Below are 18,029 nucleotides of genomic sequence, written 5' to 3'. Positions count from 1 at the left end.
TTTTAAAATGCGATAAAGTACATTACGAGAATGTGCAGAACGATAAGCGTAAGTGAAACTGGCGCTTGTACCTTGATCACTTTATTCTCATCTTTCATCTCAAGCAGGGCAGCGGGCACGATATTAAAGTTGGCTGCCATTGGGGTTAGTAAAGTACCACAATATCCTGCAGTCAGTGCTAATGCCCCAGCAATTACGGGATTTGCTCCTTGGGCAAGGACAAACGGAATCCCAATACCCGCTGTGATGACAGAGAAAGCTGCAAAAGCATTCCCCATGATCATCGTGAAAATCACCATGCCAAGAACATAAGCTACTACGCCGAGCAAGCGGTTATCCGCAGGGACAATACCTGTAATCCCTTGCGAGATAACTTCACCAACACCTGCGGTTGTAAAGAGTGCACCTAAGGCAACCAACAATTGTGGTAAAATCGCAACCGGCCCCATCGAATCAAAGAGGCGTGCGCCATCCTCCACGGATTCTGTCACTTTTGCTTTTGTCATTAACAATGCAAACACTAAGGCAACAACCGAAGCTACACCGATAGCAAAGAGTGAAGCATTGGTAAATTTACCTAAAGCCATCGCAATGCCAACAGCTACAAATGCCAGAATAAAGGAAGGAATAAAGATTTTATTCTTCAAGACTTTAGACTGTTTTTCGCCAAAGCTGTCGTCCAAAGCTTTATATTTCCCAAAGGTCACTTGCTTAGTTAGTGTAAGCAAACTGCTTAAAACAATAAAGAGTCCTACAAGCCAGGCTGGGATAAGTGCACCAAAAATAAATGGTATAGCAATTAAAATCCAAAAAAGAGCCGTTCCGAAACGTTTGCTTCCTTGTATTGTAGTTAAAGCTTTATAGGCCATATAAATCATGAGTAAACCCATAAGGACATAAAAAATATTTAATGAAACGTCAATAAAAGCTTGCATGGTTTATTTTACCTCTTTCTTTCCAAATTTTCGAAGAAGTTTTCTGTCATACAGTATAAACTGGATAGCTGTCACTAGAAAGGCAAGGACAGCCATGATAATACTGGCAACTGCTACGTCTACGGCTGAAACATCATAGTTAAAACTTGACATGGTTGAAGTAATCAAGAGAACACCGGCGCTCCCTGCAAAGAGATTTTGCCCAAAGAAGTTACCATAGTTTTCTGCTGCGGCAGAAATTGCCTTAATATCATCGTCTTCAGACTCCACATCACCAAATTTACTCACTGCGGCAGCTTTGGCCATCGGCTGAATGAGTGGTCGAACAAACTGTGGATGCCCACTAATACGAATAGACATTGCGCCTGCAATAAAACGAATAAAAACATAAACAAGGGCAATACGACCTGTTGTAAGTGACTGGATACGGCCAATAAGATCTACTGCACGTTGGCGAAGTCCATTACGTTCCAAAACACCGATAACTGGAAGAGTCAAAACAAAAAGCGAAACCATACGGTTATCGACAAAAGATTGACCTAAAATAGTTAGAATCTCCTGAATACTCAAACCTGCAACCAGACCTGTAGAAATCCCAGCAACAACAACAACAAATAAGGTCTCTATCTTGAAAACAAAACCAATCAAGACAATCAAGACACCTATGAGTTTAATCATAAAATAATTCCTCCTAGAATATATATATCAGACAATTATACACTATTTGTCTATTATGCACAATTTATAATTGGATAATATTTTATGTTATTGTCTAAACAAATAGAGATAGCTCGTAGCTATCTCTATCTCTATTTATATTATTCCCTGATACTTATTCTACCAGTATTTCTCAGTTTTAAAAAATATCAATCGTAACTTCAATATTACCTTTTGTCGCACGAGAATAAGGACAGGTTTCATGGGCCATTTCTAACAATTCTTTTGCTTCCTCAAAGCTCACACCGTCTATATGTCCTACGATATCAACACCTAAAACAACGTCAGGTACTGCGCCTTGACTTAAGTTATAGAGAGATACAGTTACTTCTATAGTTGATTCTCCATCAACATTTCTTGATTTTTTGACATAGTCTAAAGCACTATTAAAACAAGCGCTATACCCCGCTGCGAATAACTGTTCTGGATTTGTCGCATCCACAGCTTTACTTCCTGGCGCTGCGATGTCTAATTTAAAGCTATTATCGGGAGAGTGGACTTCACCATTACGGCCACCTGTATTTATCATTTTTGTTGAAAATATTTTTTGCATTACCTTACCTCTTTTTATTTTTAATTGTGCACAATTTAATTTTACTAAATATAATTGAATTTGACAAATATATGAAATCAGTTATAATAAAAATATTTGGGAGGACACCATGAGTAATTCGATTTTAAACAAGGAACTTTGTTTTCAACTATACATTGCTTCTAAAGAAATTATCAAACAGTACAAGCCGTATTTAAAAAAGTATGACTTAACATACACAAGCTTTATTGCTTTGCTGGCATTAGAAGATGACATGACCGTGAATGAGTTGGGGGAAGAATTATACTTAGATTCTGGTACCTTAAGTCCTTTATTAAAGAAACTGGAACAAAAAGGATATCTTGTTCGAAAACGTTCGCGTTCGGATGAGCGTATTGTCAAACTATTTTTAAGTGAAGATGGAAAAAAACTCAAAAAAATGCTTCCTGCTATTTCCCTACAAGTTGGACAAGAACTTGCAGGACAATCTGATGAAATTAATTATAATAGTTTGATTATGCAACTCTCTCAACTTAATAACATCATGAAAAATATGAAACGAGAACCATAACACTCTTATTTTTCAAACTAAAAAAGAAGGTAGACCCTTTTTTTTTTAGTGGTTTAATTTACGTAACTCAGCTACAAGTAATTCAGCGACTTTTTGGGGAGATTGAGGATTTTGTCCAGTAATTATTCGCCCATCTCTAATAGCATACTCTTTGAAAGCTGCGGCTTTTTTGTATCGCGCTCCACGTTGATTTAACTCGGTTTCGGTTAAGAACGGAACAGCAGTTGTTGTTCCATTAAGCTCTTCTTCTTCGTTTGTAAATCCGGTAACGACTTTATCTTTTATAAGGTATTGCCCCTCTTCATCTTTCAAGTTCAAAAGACCAGCTGCACCATGACAAACAGACGTTATAAATCCGCCCGCATAATAAATTGCTTCAGCAACTTTCATCAACTCTTTATCTTCCGGATAATCCCACAGTACACCATGGCCACCTGTAAAATATATAGCACCATAATCCTGAGGATTTAAATCCGTTATTTTTTTCGTGTTGGAAAGAGCAGCTTCCCTAAAACTTCTTTCTGTATACCATTTCCAATCGATTTCGTTCGCATATTTAAAACTTTCAGGATCAAGGGGAACATAGCCACCTTTTGGACTTGCAAAGTCAACTTCATAACCTGCAGAGATTATTTCATCATAAAAATGAGTTGTCTCGCCCAACCAGAGCCCTGTAGCTCTATTTGTCTTATCATATTTGGGCATATTTGTTTCTATGATTAATATTTTTTTCGTCTTTTTTTTCTTTCCTTTCCAGTTTGGGCTCACTTATACCTTCTTATAAAGCTTAGAAATTCTTATAAAGACTATTGTTCAGTATTGAATTACTTTATCTATTTATAAGAAAATAATACTGAGTAAAGTTAAGATGGCTAAACCACCTTGTTTAAAAATAATGAAGCGGTCGCTCGTGAGGCTCCCATACAGCGCAACTAAAATAATATATACCAAGAAGACACTCAATAATTCAATGCGTGCGGCAGAAACAAACAGTGCATAAAGTATCCCAATACCAATCAACCCGTTGTATACGCCTTGATTTTTAAACAGTACTTGGACGTTTTTGTTTTGTAAATCCTCGCTGGTCATTTTGAACACTCTAGCTGTTGCATCAGAAGTCGTTTTTACCGTTTCTAAATAGGTAATATAAAAGAATTCTATGGCGACCAAGACTCCTAAAATAGTTGTTATGACTGACATAAGCTTATTTTACCCCCTTCTCTACAATTTGCAATTCCGGCTTTTTAACACTATACTTACTGATATTTTGCGCGAAAGCTAGCAGCAAAGGATTGGTGTTGTGTTTTTCGATTGTTTCTAAGGAAGCCCAGTTTTCAATCATCACAAACTCATTTGTTGAAAGCACTGCTTCGTATAAATCGTAAGCTAAACATCCTTCTTCTTGTCTGGAAGAAGCAATCAGTTCCTCTGTATCTCTTAAAAATTCTTCTCTTTTTTCGTCTTTGATAAAAAATTTAGCATTAACAATAATCAAATGTCCATCCTCTTTCTGTGACTTTTATTCTTTTCCACAATAATTGACTAATCAATCATTGACTGGTCAATAATACTCTATTTTCTAATTAATTTCAAGAATATTGACTTAAACTCTCTACTCAAAGTTACTAACGCATCTCTTTTTTACAATAAAATGTTTCTTAAGTTTCGCTTATGTATCGTTTAACTAATTTTTAAGTAAATAAGCATACAATTTGTTTTATTAATTTAGACAAAGGAGAATCTCATTTGGATTTTATAAGACGCGCCTGGCTTTTTACTAAAGCCAAACTATCACGAACCCTTCTACTTATTGTGGCCTTTTCAACTATACTTATTTTTGTTCTTTCGGGTTTGGTTATTCATACAGCTTCTAACCGTTCCATCGAAAATGCGAAGAAGAGTGCCGGAGCGACTGTTACACTCTCCATTAATCGTTCTGCAATGATGGAAAATTTTTCTAAGAATGATTCAACAGAGAAAACGAACAAGTCCGATATGCCTGACATTACTCAAGCAGATGCTGAAAAAATAGCGAAACTTTCTGGAGTAAAATCCTACTCGTATACAAAACAAGCTACAGCAAATGCCGAAAGCAATATCGAAGCAATCAGTCAATCTGACACCTCAGGAAATAATGATAAACAAGGAGCTGTCTTTATGGCAGGGCCGGAAATGAGCGGAAGTACTCCCGGTGATTTCAAAATCGTTGGTACAAACGACTTGCTCGCCTCTTCAGAGTTTTCGGGTGGGACAAATAAAATAACCTCTGGACGCGCAATTCAGTCCTCTGATGAAGGAACGAATAATGTTGTCATTGAAGAGAGCTTGGCTAAACAGAACAACCTCAAAGTAAACTCAACATTTACCCTCAAAGATAGTAATGATAAAACTTACAAAATGACTGTTGTAGGACTTTACAAATCAGGTTCAACAGAAAATGATTTGGCCGCAGACTTTAGCTTTATGAACCCAGCCAATCAGATATACACTGCTTTGAGTGTACCAAACCAAATCGATGGTAAAACAGGAACGCTTGGAAGTGCAATCTTTAATCTGGAAAACCCAGAAGATTCAGAGAAGTTTGTCAAAGAAGCTACCAAGCTTATCGATACAGATAAATTTGAAGTACAGTCTAATGATGCTATTTACCAACAAATGCTACAACCTCTGAACAATATCAGCAGTTTTTCTAAAAATATTGTTATCCTTGTGACACTTGCAGGTGCCATCATCCTTGCGCTTATCGTCATGCTCATGGTGCGAGAACGTCGCTTTGAAATTGGTGTCTTGATGAGCTTAGGCGAGTCAAAAGGAAAAATTGTGGCGCAATTCTTTACCGAACTATTTATGATAATGGTCGTTTCTATCGGTATAGCCTCAGCTACTGGTAACTTTGTGGGCAATGCCGTCGGCCAACAGTTACTTAATCAAGAAACTCAAACCAGTCAAACCAATCAACCTACCCAAATAAATGGTACTCAAAGACAAGAAGATGGACCTCAGGCTGAAAAAGGAGATCCTAATGCTCAACCTGGCGGAATGCGTACGGCGATTGGTATGGGACAAAATAATGAACAGCTCAAGGCCATAAATGAGCTCGAAATTAAAACAAATCCTCAACAAATCGCGATTTTAGCAGCTCTTGCACTCTTGATTACGCTTGTGGCCGTTGGTTTAGCAGCAATTGGTATTTTACGCTTAAACCCTAAACAAGTGCTGACAAATTAAAGAAGGAGGACATTATGACAGTATTAAACATTGAAAATTTGACTTACTACTATAACCATCCTGAAGATTACCTCTTTCAAGATGTCACAGAAACTTTTGAAGCAGGAATTATGTACAGTATTCTCGGCCAATCTGGAAGTGGAAAAACAACACTACTCTCTCTTCTAGCAGGTTTAGATATGCCCAAGTCTGGACAGATTAAACTTAATGGAGACGAGATAAAAGCAAATCAGTTCACCAATTATCGTAAGAACATCGTTTCTACCATTTTTCAAGCTTATAATTTATTAACCTATATGTCAGCTTTTGAAAATGTAAAAACAGCGCTCAGGATCTCAAAAGTCTCCTTTGACGATGAGAAGCAGTCAATTATTGATAGCTTGGAAAAAGTTGGTTTGACAGAGGACTTAATATACAAGCCTGTAAGTAAACTTTCAGGAGGACAGCAGCAACGTGTGGCTATCGCACGCGCCCTTGTTTTAAATCATGATATCATCATTGCGGATGAGCCTACAGGAAATCTTGATGAAAATACGACGCGCCAAATTGTCGAGCTTTTCAAAAAAATAGCGCATGAAGATCATAAACTTGTAATTATCGTGACTCATGAAACAGAGGTAGCTCAAAACTCTGATGTTGTCTACCAACTCAAAAATAAAAAATTTACCAAGTTAGATGCTTTTTGAAAGAAGCCAGACAAAAAAGACTAGCCGAGAGCTAGTCTTTTTTCTTATTTCATTTTACCTTTTTGTTAAGTATTTTTTTACCCCCAATAAGGAAAGGGCGACGAGAATGCTTCCCCCTAAGACATAAAGATATGGTTTTGCATTTTCACCTGTCAGCGGAAGTTTTTTTCTAGATCCAAGCGACCTAGTAGTATCTTGAGTTTTCTTAGTACTCAGTGATGCTGTGCTCTTCTCTATTTTTATGTTAGCATTAGTATCTTCCTGTTTTTTTGCTACTTCTTCATTTTTCGGTTCTTCATTTTCATTTGACGCTACTGGAACTTTTTCCCAACTGGCATAGAGAATCTTATCACCTTGTTCTTGCGCTGATATGCCTTCTATTTTTTTACCTTTTTGATCTGTCCAGCCCGTAAAAGTATAGCCTTGCTTCGTTGCTTGTTCAAAATGGTTTACTCCTCGTCCATAAATATAAGAATCTGGATTTTGCTGCGAATTTTCTCCACCATTTAAAACATAGTTTATTTTATAAGTATTTGTTTTCCAATTTGCATGGAGTGTTTTGTCGCCTTGTGCATCGGTAGGAATATTGGTTATACTGTTACCATCTCCATCTGTCCAACCTGTGAAAGTGTAACCTTCGCGTTGTGGTGCTTCAAAACGACTTATTCCTTGACCATAACTATATGTTAAAGGATTCGCAGGATGGTTTGTTCCACCATTGAGAACATAAGCAATATTAAAGCTTAAACTCTCAGATTTGAATGTTAAAACAGCAGGTTCAGTGTAAATAGGTTCATTATTTATTGAATCTAGCGGTGTAATTTTTAAACGGTATAAATTACCTTCATTTGAAATATCGGAAGTAAAGTCGAATGTTTTACGAATTGTTTTATCACCAGCTGAGTTCGTCAGGCTTTCAGAAATATCATTAAAGGACAAACCTTTATCTGTACTTACTTGCCATATCATATCAACTGTTATTCTCTGCGCTGAAGATAAATTTACCTCAGATTCAAAATGAGCAAGTTCTCCTGGGATTAAATCAAGTTGATCATTAGGATTAGTCCCCGTAACCTGTCCATCATATTCGTATTGCACTAAGGCGGGGACATTAAAGTTGAAAGCATGCCACTTATTCGGATCACCATCATAAGCTCTTTCTTGATATAAGGTGAAAGGGATATTTTGCGCAAGATTAGGGGCAAGCGCAGCAACATCTCCCACTAAAAACACCGGTCTTGTTTCAAGCAATGTGGGATCATTTTTAAGCATACTTAATGGCATAAAACTCGTGTAAGGTCCTGCCATGTAGATTTTAATCCCCTCACTGCCATTCAATGCTTGGCTCGTATCAACATTAGTTGCCGTATTGTCTATCAGTGGGTTAGGAAGAGTCCATGCTTGGAGAGCTTCATTCCAGTTATAAGAGCCAGTTGCAGCTGTAGATCCACCAGAATTCGTAATAGTAAAATTAGGAGAATCCATGTATGGAATCACCTTTACCAGTCGGTAATCACTGTTAGGCAATTTCGTAAATGTAAGTGTCCCCTGATAACGGTCGCCATCAATCGTACTTGTACCTGGTGAGGGGATATTAAATGAAGCTTTAAACAAGCTATTGGCAGCCCCGACCCAAGGAATGTGGGTTTTGTAGTCAAAAGCATAAGTTTTATCTGCAGTTGTGACTAGTCCACCATTTGTTGCAAGAACCCGTACAGGTATTATATTTAACAGTATAAATAATATTAACGTGACAGATAACATCATAAGCCTTCTCAAAGACAGTACTTTGTGTAATATTTGATATTTTTTCATTTTTTCTCCTCCTCCTTCTATTATGGGCAACACCACTAGAACTACTTTACCCTTCTAGAATTGTCCTTTCTTTTTTATCATTCCTTATATCATTATATTATAATAAGAAAAAAATTAAATCAATCTCTTTTTCGCTGTAATTGTCTACACAATACATTTCGACTGGCGTCAAGGAGCTATTAAGCACCTTCATCCATTGAGTCCCAGATTTAATTTATAAGAAATAGTTCAAGAAATCGAACTCATATTAGCTATGTTTTCTCTTTTATAGACTTTAAAAATAAAATTTAAATGAAAAAAGTTACTGGATCGATTGCGCCAGTAACTGCTATTTTTAACTATGAATGTGGTGAGACATATATCCTTTACGATAAGTCTATCCTTTTATTTTCTCAAAATTATGTTTAAAAATGCCCCGAAGTTCTAAAGCATTTATTTCTGATAATATCTTTAAAGACCTACTAACAAGTTTTGTTCCCATATTTTTATCTTCAAATTTATAAATCCAACATCCCTTTACAAAAATAGAAGATATTCTTACATAGGTATCAAAAACAAGTGTTAATTTATCTAATTCCTCTATTAACTTCTCTGAAAATTTCTTTTGCTCTCTTCTAATCATGGAAAGAATAGTACGGATGATTAATCTAATTAATAAATTTCTAAATTCTGTGATTTCTTTTAAATACTGACTGTTTTGTGATAGAATTCTTTCAATCAGATGATAGACTAAGTCAGGATTAATTTCTTCTAGTGTGTTCACTAAGATATACATTTCATAACTATGCCAAACTTGATAAGACTTAAGCTTGTTTTCTATATACTTTATTTCGTCAGTTGAAAGCTTTGTATAACAAGCTTTGGCTGAGAGAGCAATGACTTGGTTTTCTTCCATATCATATTTTACATTTTTCATGTATATATCCTGAAGGTTTTTCTGGTTATTGCTAAAGTAAGCTTTCTCAATTTCCTTAAATTGAGATAACCAATAATCCTCCTCATCATTATTAATCATCAGCATATAGGAACGAAAAGTCGTGTGCATTTCTTGTAAGGCAAGGTCTAATTTATCTAACGAAATCATTGATTTACCATTTTCAAAATAGGACAATGTTGATTTTGATAAACCCACACGTTCAAAATCGCTTAAAAGTAAGTGGTGCTGCAAGCGTAATTTTTTAAAAACTTCGCCATATTTTTTATAAATCATGGTCACTCCTCCTAAACAGCATATTTTAAAAAATGTACTCTCTCGCGAACATTCAATAATATCACTTGGCTAGCATTAAATATGCTCGACTTCTTACCTTCTTTTCACTTTCATTTTATCACAACAAATCTTATATTTACTAAAAAATTCACTTAAATTTAATGAAATAAATTCTTTTTATATCATTTTTCTTCATGATTTATCTCCAGGACGATTATATTTTTATCCAAAAAATAAAGACAGCCTCAAAGACTGTCTTTTACTTATTTGTGATATAAAGTAGCTTTTTTACCTTTATTCTTCATCCATAGACAAAACAGAAAGGAAAGCTTCTTGTGGTACTTCTACTGAACCGATCGATTTCATGCGTTTCTTACCAGCCTTTTGTTTTTCCAAAAGTTTACGTTTCCGAGAAACGTCACCACCGTAACATTTAGCCAAGACATTTTTACGCAAGGCTTTGATGTCGCTACGTGCCACGATTTTTTGACCAATAGTGGCTTGGATTGGTACTTCAAATTGTTGACGAGGAATAAGTTTTTTGAGTTTTTCAACGATAACTTTACCACGTTCGTAAGCAAAATCTTTATGCACGATAAAGCTAAGGGCATCGACTTTTTCGGAGTTCAAGAGAATATCCATCTTTACGAGGCGTGATGGGCGGTAATCTGAGATTTCATAGTCGAAACTTGCATAGCCGCGTGTTGAAGATTTGAGCTTATCAAAGAAATCAAAGACAATCTCACTCAGCGGGATATGATAAATAACATTGACACGGTTAGCATCAAGATAATCCATCGTCACAAATTCACCACGTTTGCGTTGAGCAAGCTCCATAACGGCTCCGACAAACTCGTTAGGCACCATGATTTGTGCTTTGACAAATGGTTCTTCAATACTTTCAATACGCGTTGGATCAGGGAATTCACTTGGATTTGCCACTTCCTTTGTTTCACCATCAGTCGTGTTGACATGGTAAATTACAGATGGTGCGGTCATGATTAAGTCTAAGTTAAATTCGCGTTCCAAGCGCTCTTGGATAACATCCATGTGCAAAAGGCCTAAGAAACCACAACGGAAACCAAATCCAAGCGCTTGTGATGTTTCTGGCTCAAACTGCAAGCTGGCATCATTCAATTGTAGGCGTTCTAGGGCTTCACGAAGGTCATTATAACGGTTAGAATCAATCGGGTAAAGTCCACAGAAGACCATTGGATTCATTTTTTTATAACCCGCAAGGGCTTCCTCTGCAGGATTATTAGCTAGAGTGATTGTATCACCAACCCGTGTATCCGCAACTGTCTTAATTGCAGCTGCCAAGTAACCAACATCACCCGCCATGAGGAAGTCACGCGCCACTGCTTTAGGCGTGAAAATCCCAACCTCTGTCACAACAAATTCTTTACCGTTTGACATCAGTTGAATAGTATCACCTACCTTTACAGAACCGTCAACTACACGGATTTGCAAGATAACACCACGATAAGCATCATAAACTGAGTCGAAAATCAGAGCCTTGAGTGGTGCTTCAACATCACCTTGAGGTGCTGGAACCTTCTCCACAACTTGTTCCAAAATTTCTTCAATACCGATACCTGCTTTAGCAGAGGCTAAAACAGCCTCTGAAGCGTCTAAACCGATGACATCTTCAACTTCAGTACGCACTCGTTCTGGATCTGCCGCAGGAAGGTCAATTTTATTAATGACGGGAAGAATTTCTAAGTCGTTATCTAAAGCCAAATAGACATTGGCCAAGGTTTGGGCTTCAATCCCTTGAGCTGCATCGACAACAAGAATAGCACCTTCACAGGCAGCTAAAGAACGGGAAACTTCATAGGTAAAATCGACGTGTCCAGGCGTGTCAATCAAATGGAAAATATAGGTTTCTCCATCTTTAGCCGTGTATTCTAACTCAATAGCATTGAGCTTAATCGTGATACCACGTTCACGCTCCAAATCCATGCTGTCCAAAAGCTGTGCTTGCATTTCACGTTTTGAAACCGTTTCTGTCAGTTCAAGGATGCGGTCAGCCAACGTTGATTTTCCGTGGTCAATATGCGCAATGATCGAAAAGTTACGGATTTTCTCCTTGCGCGCGTTCATTTCTTGTATATTCATCATTATTTCCTTAATAAAAAGTCTATTAGTATCATTATAACATAAAGTTACTTTCTCAAAATAAAGAAATAGATAAAAAGAGTTTTTTACTCTATGTATTATTCTGACATTAACACGGCGGATTTTATTTTTAACGAAACCTCTTCTCATAAAGCGATTTAGACAAAAACTCAATCAAGTCGGTCCATGTTTCTTTATCAAAAATATTTTTAAAGTAAAAAACATCTTTGGAGAGGAAATTTCCTTCGGGATCACTCGAAATGATAACATCAGCTTCAGGTATCGTTTTGCAGAAAGCGATTAAATCGCTATTAAAAAATTTTTTCAAGGTGTTTTGAATATAGAAGCTATTCACAATGCTTGAGGTATGATTAATATAGACTTGGACAGGGATACTTGGCGCATTGAGCTCGTAAATTGTATAAAGTAGTGCTGTCAAACTTTTTCTCTCTAAATCATTCAACTGCTGTGAAGAAGGAAAATAGGTAATGATCTGATTCAGCCTATCTTTAACAGCACGATAACGAGGCTTTTTTTCAAACAATTCATAATTTTTTTCGATAGGAACTGCACGGTAAAAATCAACATTAAATTGTATGTAACGTGAATATAGGTTGGTAAGTACTAGAAGATAGTATGATTTGACATAATTTTCTTCGGAAAACTCAAAAGAGAACGTCTCGCGAAATTTTTCTAGAAACAGGCTGACTTCATAACCAACAGAAAGTTTCGAATTTTGAAATCTTTCAACAACCCTTTTTTTCTCGTACATATCATCAAACTCAAAAATAAGACCTCTGACTAAAAAACTAAGAAGTATTGACTCTTTCTCAATAATCTCTGGGTCTACATTAAAAGAAGCAAAATTTAAGCAGTGGTGACCTCGATAAAATATCGAAATATCCTCTAAAAATGCTTTTTCAACCTTGACATATTTCTTAAAGTAAACGATACGATAGGAGGTCACGCCTGCAAGTATAAGCAACTTTTGTTCCTGAGCTTTAGAAAGTTTTCGCTCAATTTTTAAAGAACGCTTTAAAAAATTTATATCGATAAATTCTGGCGGAAAGGCATCAGAGAAAGGCTTTTTTCCTAAGGTATTGAAAAGATGCCAATGTGTGAGATAGAGAAAATAGCGTACACCAAGTTCATCTCCCGAAAAATTTGTCGCATTTGCCAAGTCAAATTCGGCTTTAAAAGGGAGCATAATCTCCTTCACTTGTGTCAATAACTTGTAGACTGTTGGTTCACTAAAGTTCAAATCATAAGCAATTTCAGGAATTGATGTGTAACTTTTACTGATAAGTGTAGAGAGGAGATTATATAAAGGGCTTTTCCGCATATAATTCAGTTTCAAGCGGGTCACGATATAATCTGGTGTCATTTCATTCTTCATTTTTATGACTATTTTTGAAGACTTTTTTATTATCTTAATATCTTGACCAAAAAGTTCATGGATTGGAGCTATACTATAAAAGTGGACAGAAAATTGTGTGTTATAATCTGTCTATTAAGACACAAAAATGAAAGGACTTTTATGTCAGGTTTTAAACGTTACGACGAGGAATTTAAGCAATCTCTCGTTAATCTCTACCAAACAGGTAAAACTCAATCCGAACTCTGTAAAGACTATGGTGTCTCCCCTTCTGCACTTGCAAAATGGATCAACCAGTACTCTCAAGTTCGTCTTGAAGATAATACGGTCTTGACTGCTAAACAGATTCAAGAATTACAAAAAAGGAATGCCCAACTCGAAGAAGAAAATCTTATCTTAAAAAAAGCAAGTGCCATATTCATGCAAAACTCCAAGTGAGATTAAAAGCAGTCTATAGACTCCGATTTGAACACACGACAGTTATGCTCTGTCGTGTTTTACATGTCAATCGTTCCACCTACTATAACTTCATAAACAAGAAGCCCTCAAAACGTGAAATAGAAAATCAACGCTTGAGAAAATTACTCCTTGAGATTTATATGAAAGCCAAGAAAAGAATTGGAACGAGAGCTTTTAAAATTATTCTCCTGCGTGATTATGGCGTTAATATTTCTGAGGGGCGTATCTTAAGACTTCTAAAGTCTATGACACTCCCTAAAATGTCAACGATTAAACCTAGAGTTAAATCAAAACACTCTCCTGCATTTTCTTCTGATAATCTCCTTAAACAAGAATTTAATCCTAAGTCCCCGAATCAAGTATGGACAACTGATTTCACTTATATTTCTATAGGACATAGACGGCATGTTTATCTCTGCGCCATCCTTGACCTCTACTCTAGAAAATGTATTGCTTGGAAAGTAAGTGACAGGATTGATGCTAAACTTGCCTGTGACACATTAGGGATGGCTATAAATAAGAGGAAGCCTAAGGAACCAATCATTTTTCATTCGGATCAAGGTAGCCAATTTAAATCAGCTTCCTTTAGAAAAATATTAGATGAGCATCAATTGCTTGCTTCTTACTCCAAACCTGGATATCCTTATGATAATGCTGTCACTGAGGCCTTTTTCAAGTACCTCAAACAACGGGAAATAAACAGAAGAACTTATCACTCCATTCAAGAAGTTCAACTCTCTTGCTTTGAATACATCGAACAGTTTTATAACAACTATAATCCTCATTCCGCAAACAATGGTTTAACTCCAAATCAGAAAGAAGAAAACTATTTTAAGAAAATATAGCTCATTTTGTGTCTAAATATTTGACATTAGTCCAGATATCTTCTTCAAGTTCCTTGCTGTACCGTCTAAAAGTCTCATTTTTCAAGTTCAATTTCTCCTTTAAATCTTTAGAAAATTCACCTGCCCGAGAAAACAAGATGTACTGAAAGAGTTCAATCTTAACTTGTTCCTTTGGCGTTGTGAAAAGCTCTATCATAACTTTTTCTCCTATTTCCATTCCTCGCTTTGCATCTTCCAACATCTTTTATTACCTCAAGCCTTCAAAATATAAAAACAGCGAAACGCTGTTTTTATATTTATTATAACTTTATGCTGGTGGTGTACTCTTAGTGGTCGATACAAGATTCCAAGTTATCGTACTGCTAAAAGTCTCTCCTGCACTCAGATCGGCTAGCGGATCAGGTTGTAAGAGCAACTGCCCGGTTAAATCAAAAGCTTCACTGCTTACCGAATCTACAATGTAATTATCTATATCATCATCTTTAAGATTTATCTCAAAGGGATAAGTGGACATTGTAAGTTGACTATTAAATTTCAGTCTATGATTATTGTTACTTTGGAAACGACTCATCTTTGCAGAAAGTCGCCAGCCACCTTTTGCTCTACTGTCCACAATTTCAAGATGATCTTGTGCAGTGGGCTCTCTATCTTTTGTTCCATCATAGATATAACTGGCAGGCAATTTACCAAAATCAAAGTTTGGTACTTGCTGTAAAAGAAGCTTTCCTGTCGCTTTATTAACCAGGAGTTGAGCCTTATTTGAAGAAAGAGTAACTGTTTCCTTTTTGCCGTCCCCTGTATCAATCGTTGTTGAAAAAGTGACTTGAACTGCAAAAGGTTTCCCATTTTCTGTCGCTTCCCGTGCAGTTTTCATAAAGGCACTGTCTTGAGCAAAAGAAAGGATGTGATCTGTATCATTGAGACTGGTCAAATCGCTTACTGTACCTTTATAGTTTTTGACCCCTTGAGTTTCAGAGAAAGCTTTAGAAGTCTTCCCTTCTATGTATTTCCATTCATAACTCCATACTTCGGCACTTTCAACCGATTTGTTCAAATCTGCTAAACCTTGTCCATCAAGTTCCCAGCTCATACCACTATCTTCTGCAACATTTTTAGCTGCTAAACCACCGAGATAGATTGTCTTATTATCTGTTGGCGTTGTTCCATCATCATTTCTAATTCCTGCAGATATCGTGAAAGGGATACCCGGCGCTTGCACATCAGTGTTTACTTCATCAAGCTGATCGCCAGCATCAAATTCAACACTGCGTCCCTCTGTTTTGAGGAAATTAATTCCCTTTAAAGAACTATTCCAAGTAATTTTACCCGTCGCATCACGTGGTGTTGTCACAGCCTTTGCAGAATAAGTCGCTTTTTCAAACACCACATTCGGAGTCGTAATGGAAATACCACTAGCTGCAACTGGCTTATCCTTAACCGTGACTTTAGCAAGTTGCGAGTAATAGGTCATAGCAGAGATGCTCCCAATAATTGGCAGGGTATTGAGCCTTGTTTCTAGCTGAAAATAATAATTACCAGCTTGCAGATTGGTTACAGGGATGTCAATGCTTTGCTTTGTTGAGCCAAGTATCCCACTTCTATCCGAAAATTCACCAATACTTCCCATATTTAGCCAACTTCCATCGTCTTGTTCCTGCCAAGCATTTACTTTGACTTTAACCTTACCCAAAGAAGTCACCCATGATGTAGTTTTAATACTTAAATCAGCAGTTGTACCTTCAACAATATACTGCTCTTCTTGGGGCTGTGAAAGAATCCCTGTGCGTAGTGGAAAGAGTAAATAAAGGCCATTACGATCTGGTTCATGGGCACCTGGCAAATCGGTATAGCTTGCATCTGATGATAAGCTAGCAACTGAAGTTGCTTTTTCAGATTGAGGTTTATCTTCTGGAGACTTTTCTTGTACTGGCGCCTCAGATGTTGTTGGTGCTTCTTTTTCTATTGGAGCTGTCTCTTCAGATGTTTGATCCCTTGTGTTTTCAGACTCAATAGTTTGATCTGTATCCGATGTTGGTGTTTCAAGTTCTGACTCTTGCAGACTTGAGCTACTATCCTTATCATTCGCTGCACTAGATGAAGACTGTGCTTCCACATCACTGTCCAAGGCATAGACTGCAGGGCTTGCAGCATGTAGCAAGAGAAAAAGCAATATAAACCCTATATTTATTTTTTTCATTGAAGTTTTCCTTTCTCTACATATATACGAGCCAAGAAAAAGACAGCAACTAACATCAATAGCATACAGCCAAACAAGATTAAAGAATATTCTTGAGCACTTCCTGTAGATGGCAAGAGATCGTAATGCACCAACTGTCCATTTTGAGGAATTTCAGGTGGCAAAACACCAGCATCTCTTACATCCTGATGAACAGTAAAACCAATTTTACTTTGCATCATATTAGCGCTCACTGGCTGTATAAGGAAAAGATTCGTCAGACAAGAGAGACCTAAGAGTGCTAAACTAACTTTTAGTTTGCTATTATTCATCTTCATCATCTGTATCGCCCTTTCTTTTTCCTAGCCCATAAGCCACGAGGAAAATAATAATACTGCTACCAACTACTGCAGCTATGATCCACCAAAGCTTTGTATTTGATTTTTCTCCCTCAAGCAGCTTGCTGTTGACGGTTTCTCTACTTTTACTATCAACTGTAAAGTCACGTGCCATATCAAAGCTTTTATCACCCGACTTCATCAGCATATGATAGGTATATTTCCCCGGTTTTAAGAGATGATTATTGGTATCTATTGTATATTCAAATGAAGAATAAGGGGCCATCTCATATTTTTCTGATTGTGACTGATAAAGCTTGTCCGTTTTTCCCTTTTCAGTCACCCATGCCTCTACTTTTATTTGCCCAAACATGCTTGGAGCTTGGTTACTAACCTCACCTACAACTTTAGGCACTCCTGTATCCGACTTCATCTGTGCGTTCGTCAACGCCAGTTTCGGCGTAATTTTTTTATTGAAATCTTCCGATATTATGACAGGAATTGTCATTGCAAAGGCATTACGAACACCTACACCTTTAGACTTTGCTGTTTCTTTCGGTACTTTGCGAACATAGACACTGCCTAAAACAGTACCTTTTATATTATCTTGAGGTAGCTTAAGATTAAAAGTAATATTCTTTGTCTGCCCAGCAGCAACTGTTACTTTTTGAGTCGCCTTTTTCTCCTCTACCAAATCCTTGAGGGAAAGACCACCTGCTATCATTTTTTTGGAGCTGGGAGTATAATCAATATGGCCATTATTACTTGTCGTTGCTTGGACAAGCTGAACATCAAAATCTTGATTTTCATTTTCTGTCAAATTCTGAACAGCTACCGTTACTGGATAACTTTCATTTTGTTCACCCTTAATTGAGAAATAGCCTGCAGTTGGATCCGTTTGACCCTTTCCAAGTACTGGGGTGACAGTAAAACCTGCACCCTCTTCCGCATGTGCATTCACAGGTAGAAATAAGGTGAATAGCAGTATGGCAAAGCAGCCTAATCCTTTTATAAATTTCATGCT

17 protein-coding genes and 1 pseudogene are annotated in these 18,029 nt (G+C 36.9%); 4 read left to right on the top strand and 14 right to left on the bottom strand.

What is annotated here, in order from left to right:
• Positions 1–2: 2 nt before the first annotated feature.
• From P3G65_RS05415 to P3G65_RS05405, 3 genes are all read right to left on the bottom strand, one after another.
• Positions 3–935: a DUF979 domain-containing protein gene (locus P3G65_RS05415; RefSeq protein ID WP_019292529.1), complete on the bottom strand. Its 933-nt coding sequence runs from the start codon at positions 933–935 to the stop codon at positions 3–5.
• 3 nt (positions 936–938) lie between these two features.
• The gene (locus P3G65_RS05410; protein ID WP_019292530.1) at positions 939–1,613 is read right to left on the bottom strand and encodes a DUF969 domain-containing protein; all 675 of its coding nucleotides are present in this window, start codon (positions 1,611–1,613) and stop codon (positions 939–941) included.
• Between the two features lie 178 nt (positions 1,614–1,791).
• Complete coding sequence (locus P3G65_RS05405; protein WP_019292531.1) at positions 1,792–2,205, bottom strand: organic hydroperoxide resistance protein; 414 nt, start codon at positions 2,203–2,205, stop codon at positions 1,792–1,794.
• A gap of 109 nt (positions 2,206–2,314) precedes the next feature.
• Here P3G65_RS05405 and P3G65_RS05400 point away from each other — a divergent pair, with 109 nt between their 5' ends.
• Positions 2,315–2,755: a MarR family winged helix-turn-helix transcriptional regulator gene (locus P3G65_RS05400; RefSeq protein ID WP_019292532.1), complete on the top strand. Its 441-nt coding sequence runs from the start codon at positions 2,315–2,317 to the stop codon at positions 2,753–2,755.
• 45 nt (positions 2,756–2,800) lie between these two features.
• Here P3G65_RS05400 and P3G65_RS05395 read toward each other — a convergent pair whose 3' ends face one another.
• The 3 genes from P3G65_RS05395 to P3G65_RS05385 all read right to left on the bottom strand — a co-directional run bounded on the left by P3G65_RS05395 (position 2,801) and on the right by P3G65_RS05385 (position 4,250).
• Positions 2,801–3,460, bottom strand: a complete 660-nt coding sequence (locus tag P3G65_RS05395; RefSeq protein ID WP_173817048.1) for a type 1 glutamine amidotransferase domain-containing protein — start codon at positions 3,458–3,460, stop codon at positions 2,801–2,803.
• A 132-nt stretch (positions 3,461–3,592) separates the two neighbouring features.
• Entirely contained in the window at positions 3,593–3,955 is a 363-nt protein-coding gene (locus P3G65_RS05390; RefSeq protein WP_019292534.1) for a DUF1304 domain-containing protein, read from the bottom strand.
• A gap of 4 nt (positions 3,956–3,959) precedes the next feature.
• A complete protein-coding gene (locus P3G65_RS05385) occupies positions 3,960–4,250 on the bottom strand; it encodes a putative quinol monooxygenase (protein ID WP_019292535.1) in 291 nt (96 codons plus the stop codon).
• Positions 4,251–4,501: 251 nt separating this feature from the next.
• Between P3G65_RS05385 and P3G65_RS05380 the strand changes: the two genes are divergently transcribed.
• Together P3G65_RS05380 and P3G65_RS05375 are read left to right on the top strand one after the other, a co-directional pair.
• Positions 4,502–5,983 (top strand): ABC transporter permease, encoded by a 1,482-nt coding sequence (locus tag P3G65_RS05380; RefSeq protein WP_019292536.1) that lies wholly within the window; start codon positions 4,502–4,504, stop codon positions 5,981–5,983.
• 14 nt (positions 5,984–5,997) lie between these two features.
• Positions 5,998–6,669 carry an ABC transporter ATP-binding protein gene (locus P3G65_RS05375; protein WP_019335549.1) on the top strand — a complete coding sequence of 224 codons (672 nt, stop codon included), beginning with the start codon at positions 5,998–6,000 and terminating at the stop codon, positions 6,667–6,669.
• Positions 6,670–6,723: 54 nt separating this feature from the next.
• On the opposite strand, the gene P3G65_RS05370 is transcribed toward P3G65_RS05375, so the two are convergent.
• From P3G65_RS05370 to P3G65_RS05355, 4 genes are all read right to left on the bottom strand, one after another.
• Positions 6,724–8,484 carry an InlB B-repeat-containing protein gene (locus tag P3G65_RS05370; protein WP_019292537.1) on the bottom strand — a complete coding sequence of 587 codons (1,761 nt, stop codon included), beginning with the start codon at positions 8,482–8,484 and terminating at the stop codon, positions 6,724–6,726.
• A gap of 376 nt (positions 8,485–8,860) precedes the next feature.
• Positions 8,861–9,694, bottom strand: a complete 834-nt coding sequence (locus P3G65_RS05365; protein WP_019292538.1) for an Rgg/GadR/MutR family transcriptional regulator — start codon at positions 9,692–9,694, stop codon at positions 8,861–8,863.
• 294 nt (positions 9,695–9,988) lie between these two features.
• Complete coding sequence (lepA, locus tag P3G65_RS05360) at positions 9,989–11,812, bottom strand: translation elongation factor 4 (RefSeq protein WP_019292539.1); 1,824 nt, start codon at positions 11,810–11,812, stop codon at positions 9,989–9,991.
• A 130-nt stretch (positions 11,813–11,942) separates the two neighbouring features.
• A complete protein-coding gene (locus tag P3G65_RS05355; protein ID WP_230318245.1) occupies positions 11,943–13,208 on the bottom strand; it encodes a helix-turn-helix domain-containing protein in 1,266 nt (421 codons plus the stop codon).
• Positions 13,209–13,349: 141 nt separating this feature from the next.
• On the opposite strand from P3G65_RS05355, the pseudogene P3G65_RS05350 reads away from it, so the two are divergent.
• Positions 13,350–14,507 (top strand): annotated as a pseudogene (locus tag P3G65_RS05350) (IS3 family transposase).
• Here P3G65_RS05350 and P3G65_RS05345 read toward each other — a convergent pair.
• From P3G65_RS05345 to P3G65_RS05330, 4 genes are all read right to left on the bottom strand, one after another.
• Positions 14,493–14,732, bottom strand: coding sequence for a hypothetical protein (locus P3G65_RS05345; protein ID WP_238076676.1), 240 nt, complete (start codon positions 14,730–14,732; stop codon positions 14,493–14,495). The pseudogene P3G65_RS05350 and the gene P3G65_RS05345 sit on opposite strands and share 15 nt — an antisense overlap.
• A gap of 66 nt (positions 14,733–14,798) precedes the next feature.
• Positions 14,799–16,688: a WxL domain-containing protein gene (locus tag P3G65_RS05340; RefSeq protein WP_040086275.1), complete on the bottom strand. Its 1,890-nt coding sequence runs from the start codon at positions 16,686–16,688 to the stop codon at positions 14,799–14,801.
• The gene (locus P3G65_RS05335) at positions 16,685–16,999 is read right to left on the bottom strand and encodes an LPXTG cell wall anchor domain-containing protein (protein ID WP_029346213.1); all 315 of its coding nucleotides are present in this window, start codon (positions 16,997–16,999) and stop codon (positions 16,685–16,687) included. The genes P3G65_RS05340 and P3G65_RS05335 overlap by 4 nt, the downstream gene beginning before the upstream one ends.
• The gene (locus P3G65_RS05330) at positions 16,992–18,026 is read right to left on the bottom strand and encodes a DUF916 and DUF3324 domain-containing protein (protein WP_019292572.1); all 1,035 of its coding nucleotides are present in this window, start codon (positions 18,024–18,026) and stop codon (positions 16,992–16,994) included. The genes P3G65_RS05335 and P3G65_RS05330 overlap by 8 nt, the downstream gene beginning before the upstream one ends.
• Positions 18,027–18,029: the final 3 nt, after the last annotated feature.

Origin of the sequence: Lactococcus sp. bn62 (assembly GCF_029492705.2) — a bacterium.
GTDB classification, from domain to species: domain Bacteria; phylum Bacillota; class Bacilli; order Lactobacillales; family Streptococcaceae; genus Lactococcus; species Lactococcus petauri.
The sequence above is the reverse complement of the archived record's forward strand: the minus strand, read 5'-3'. Positions and strand labels throughout refer to the sequence as shown.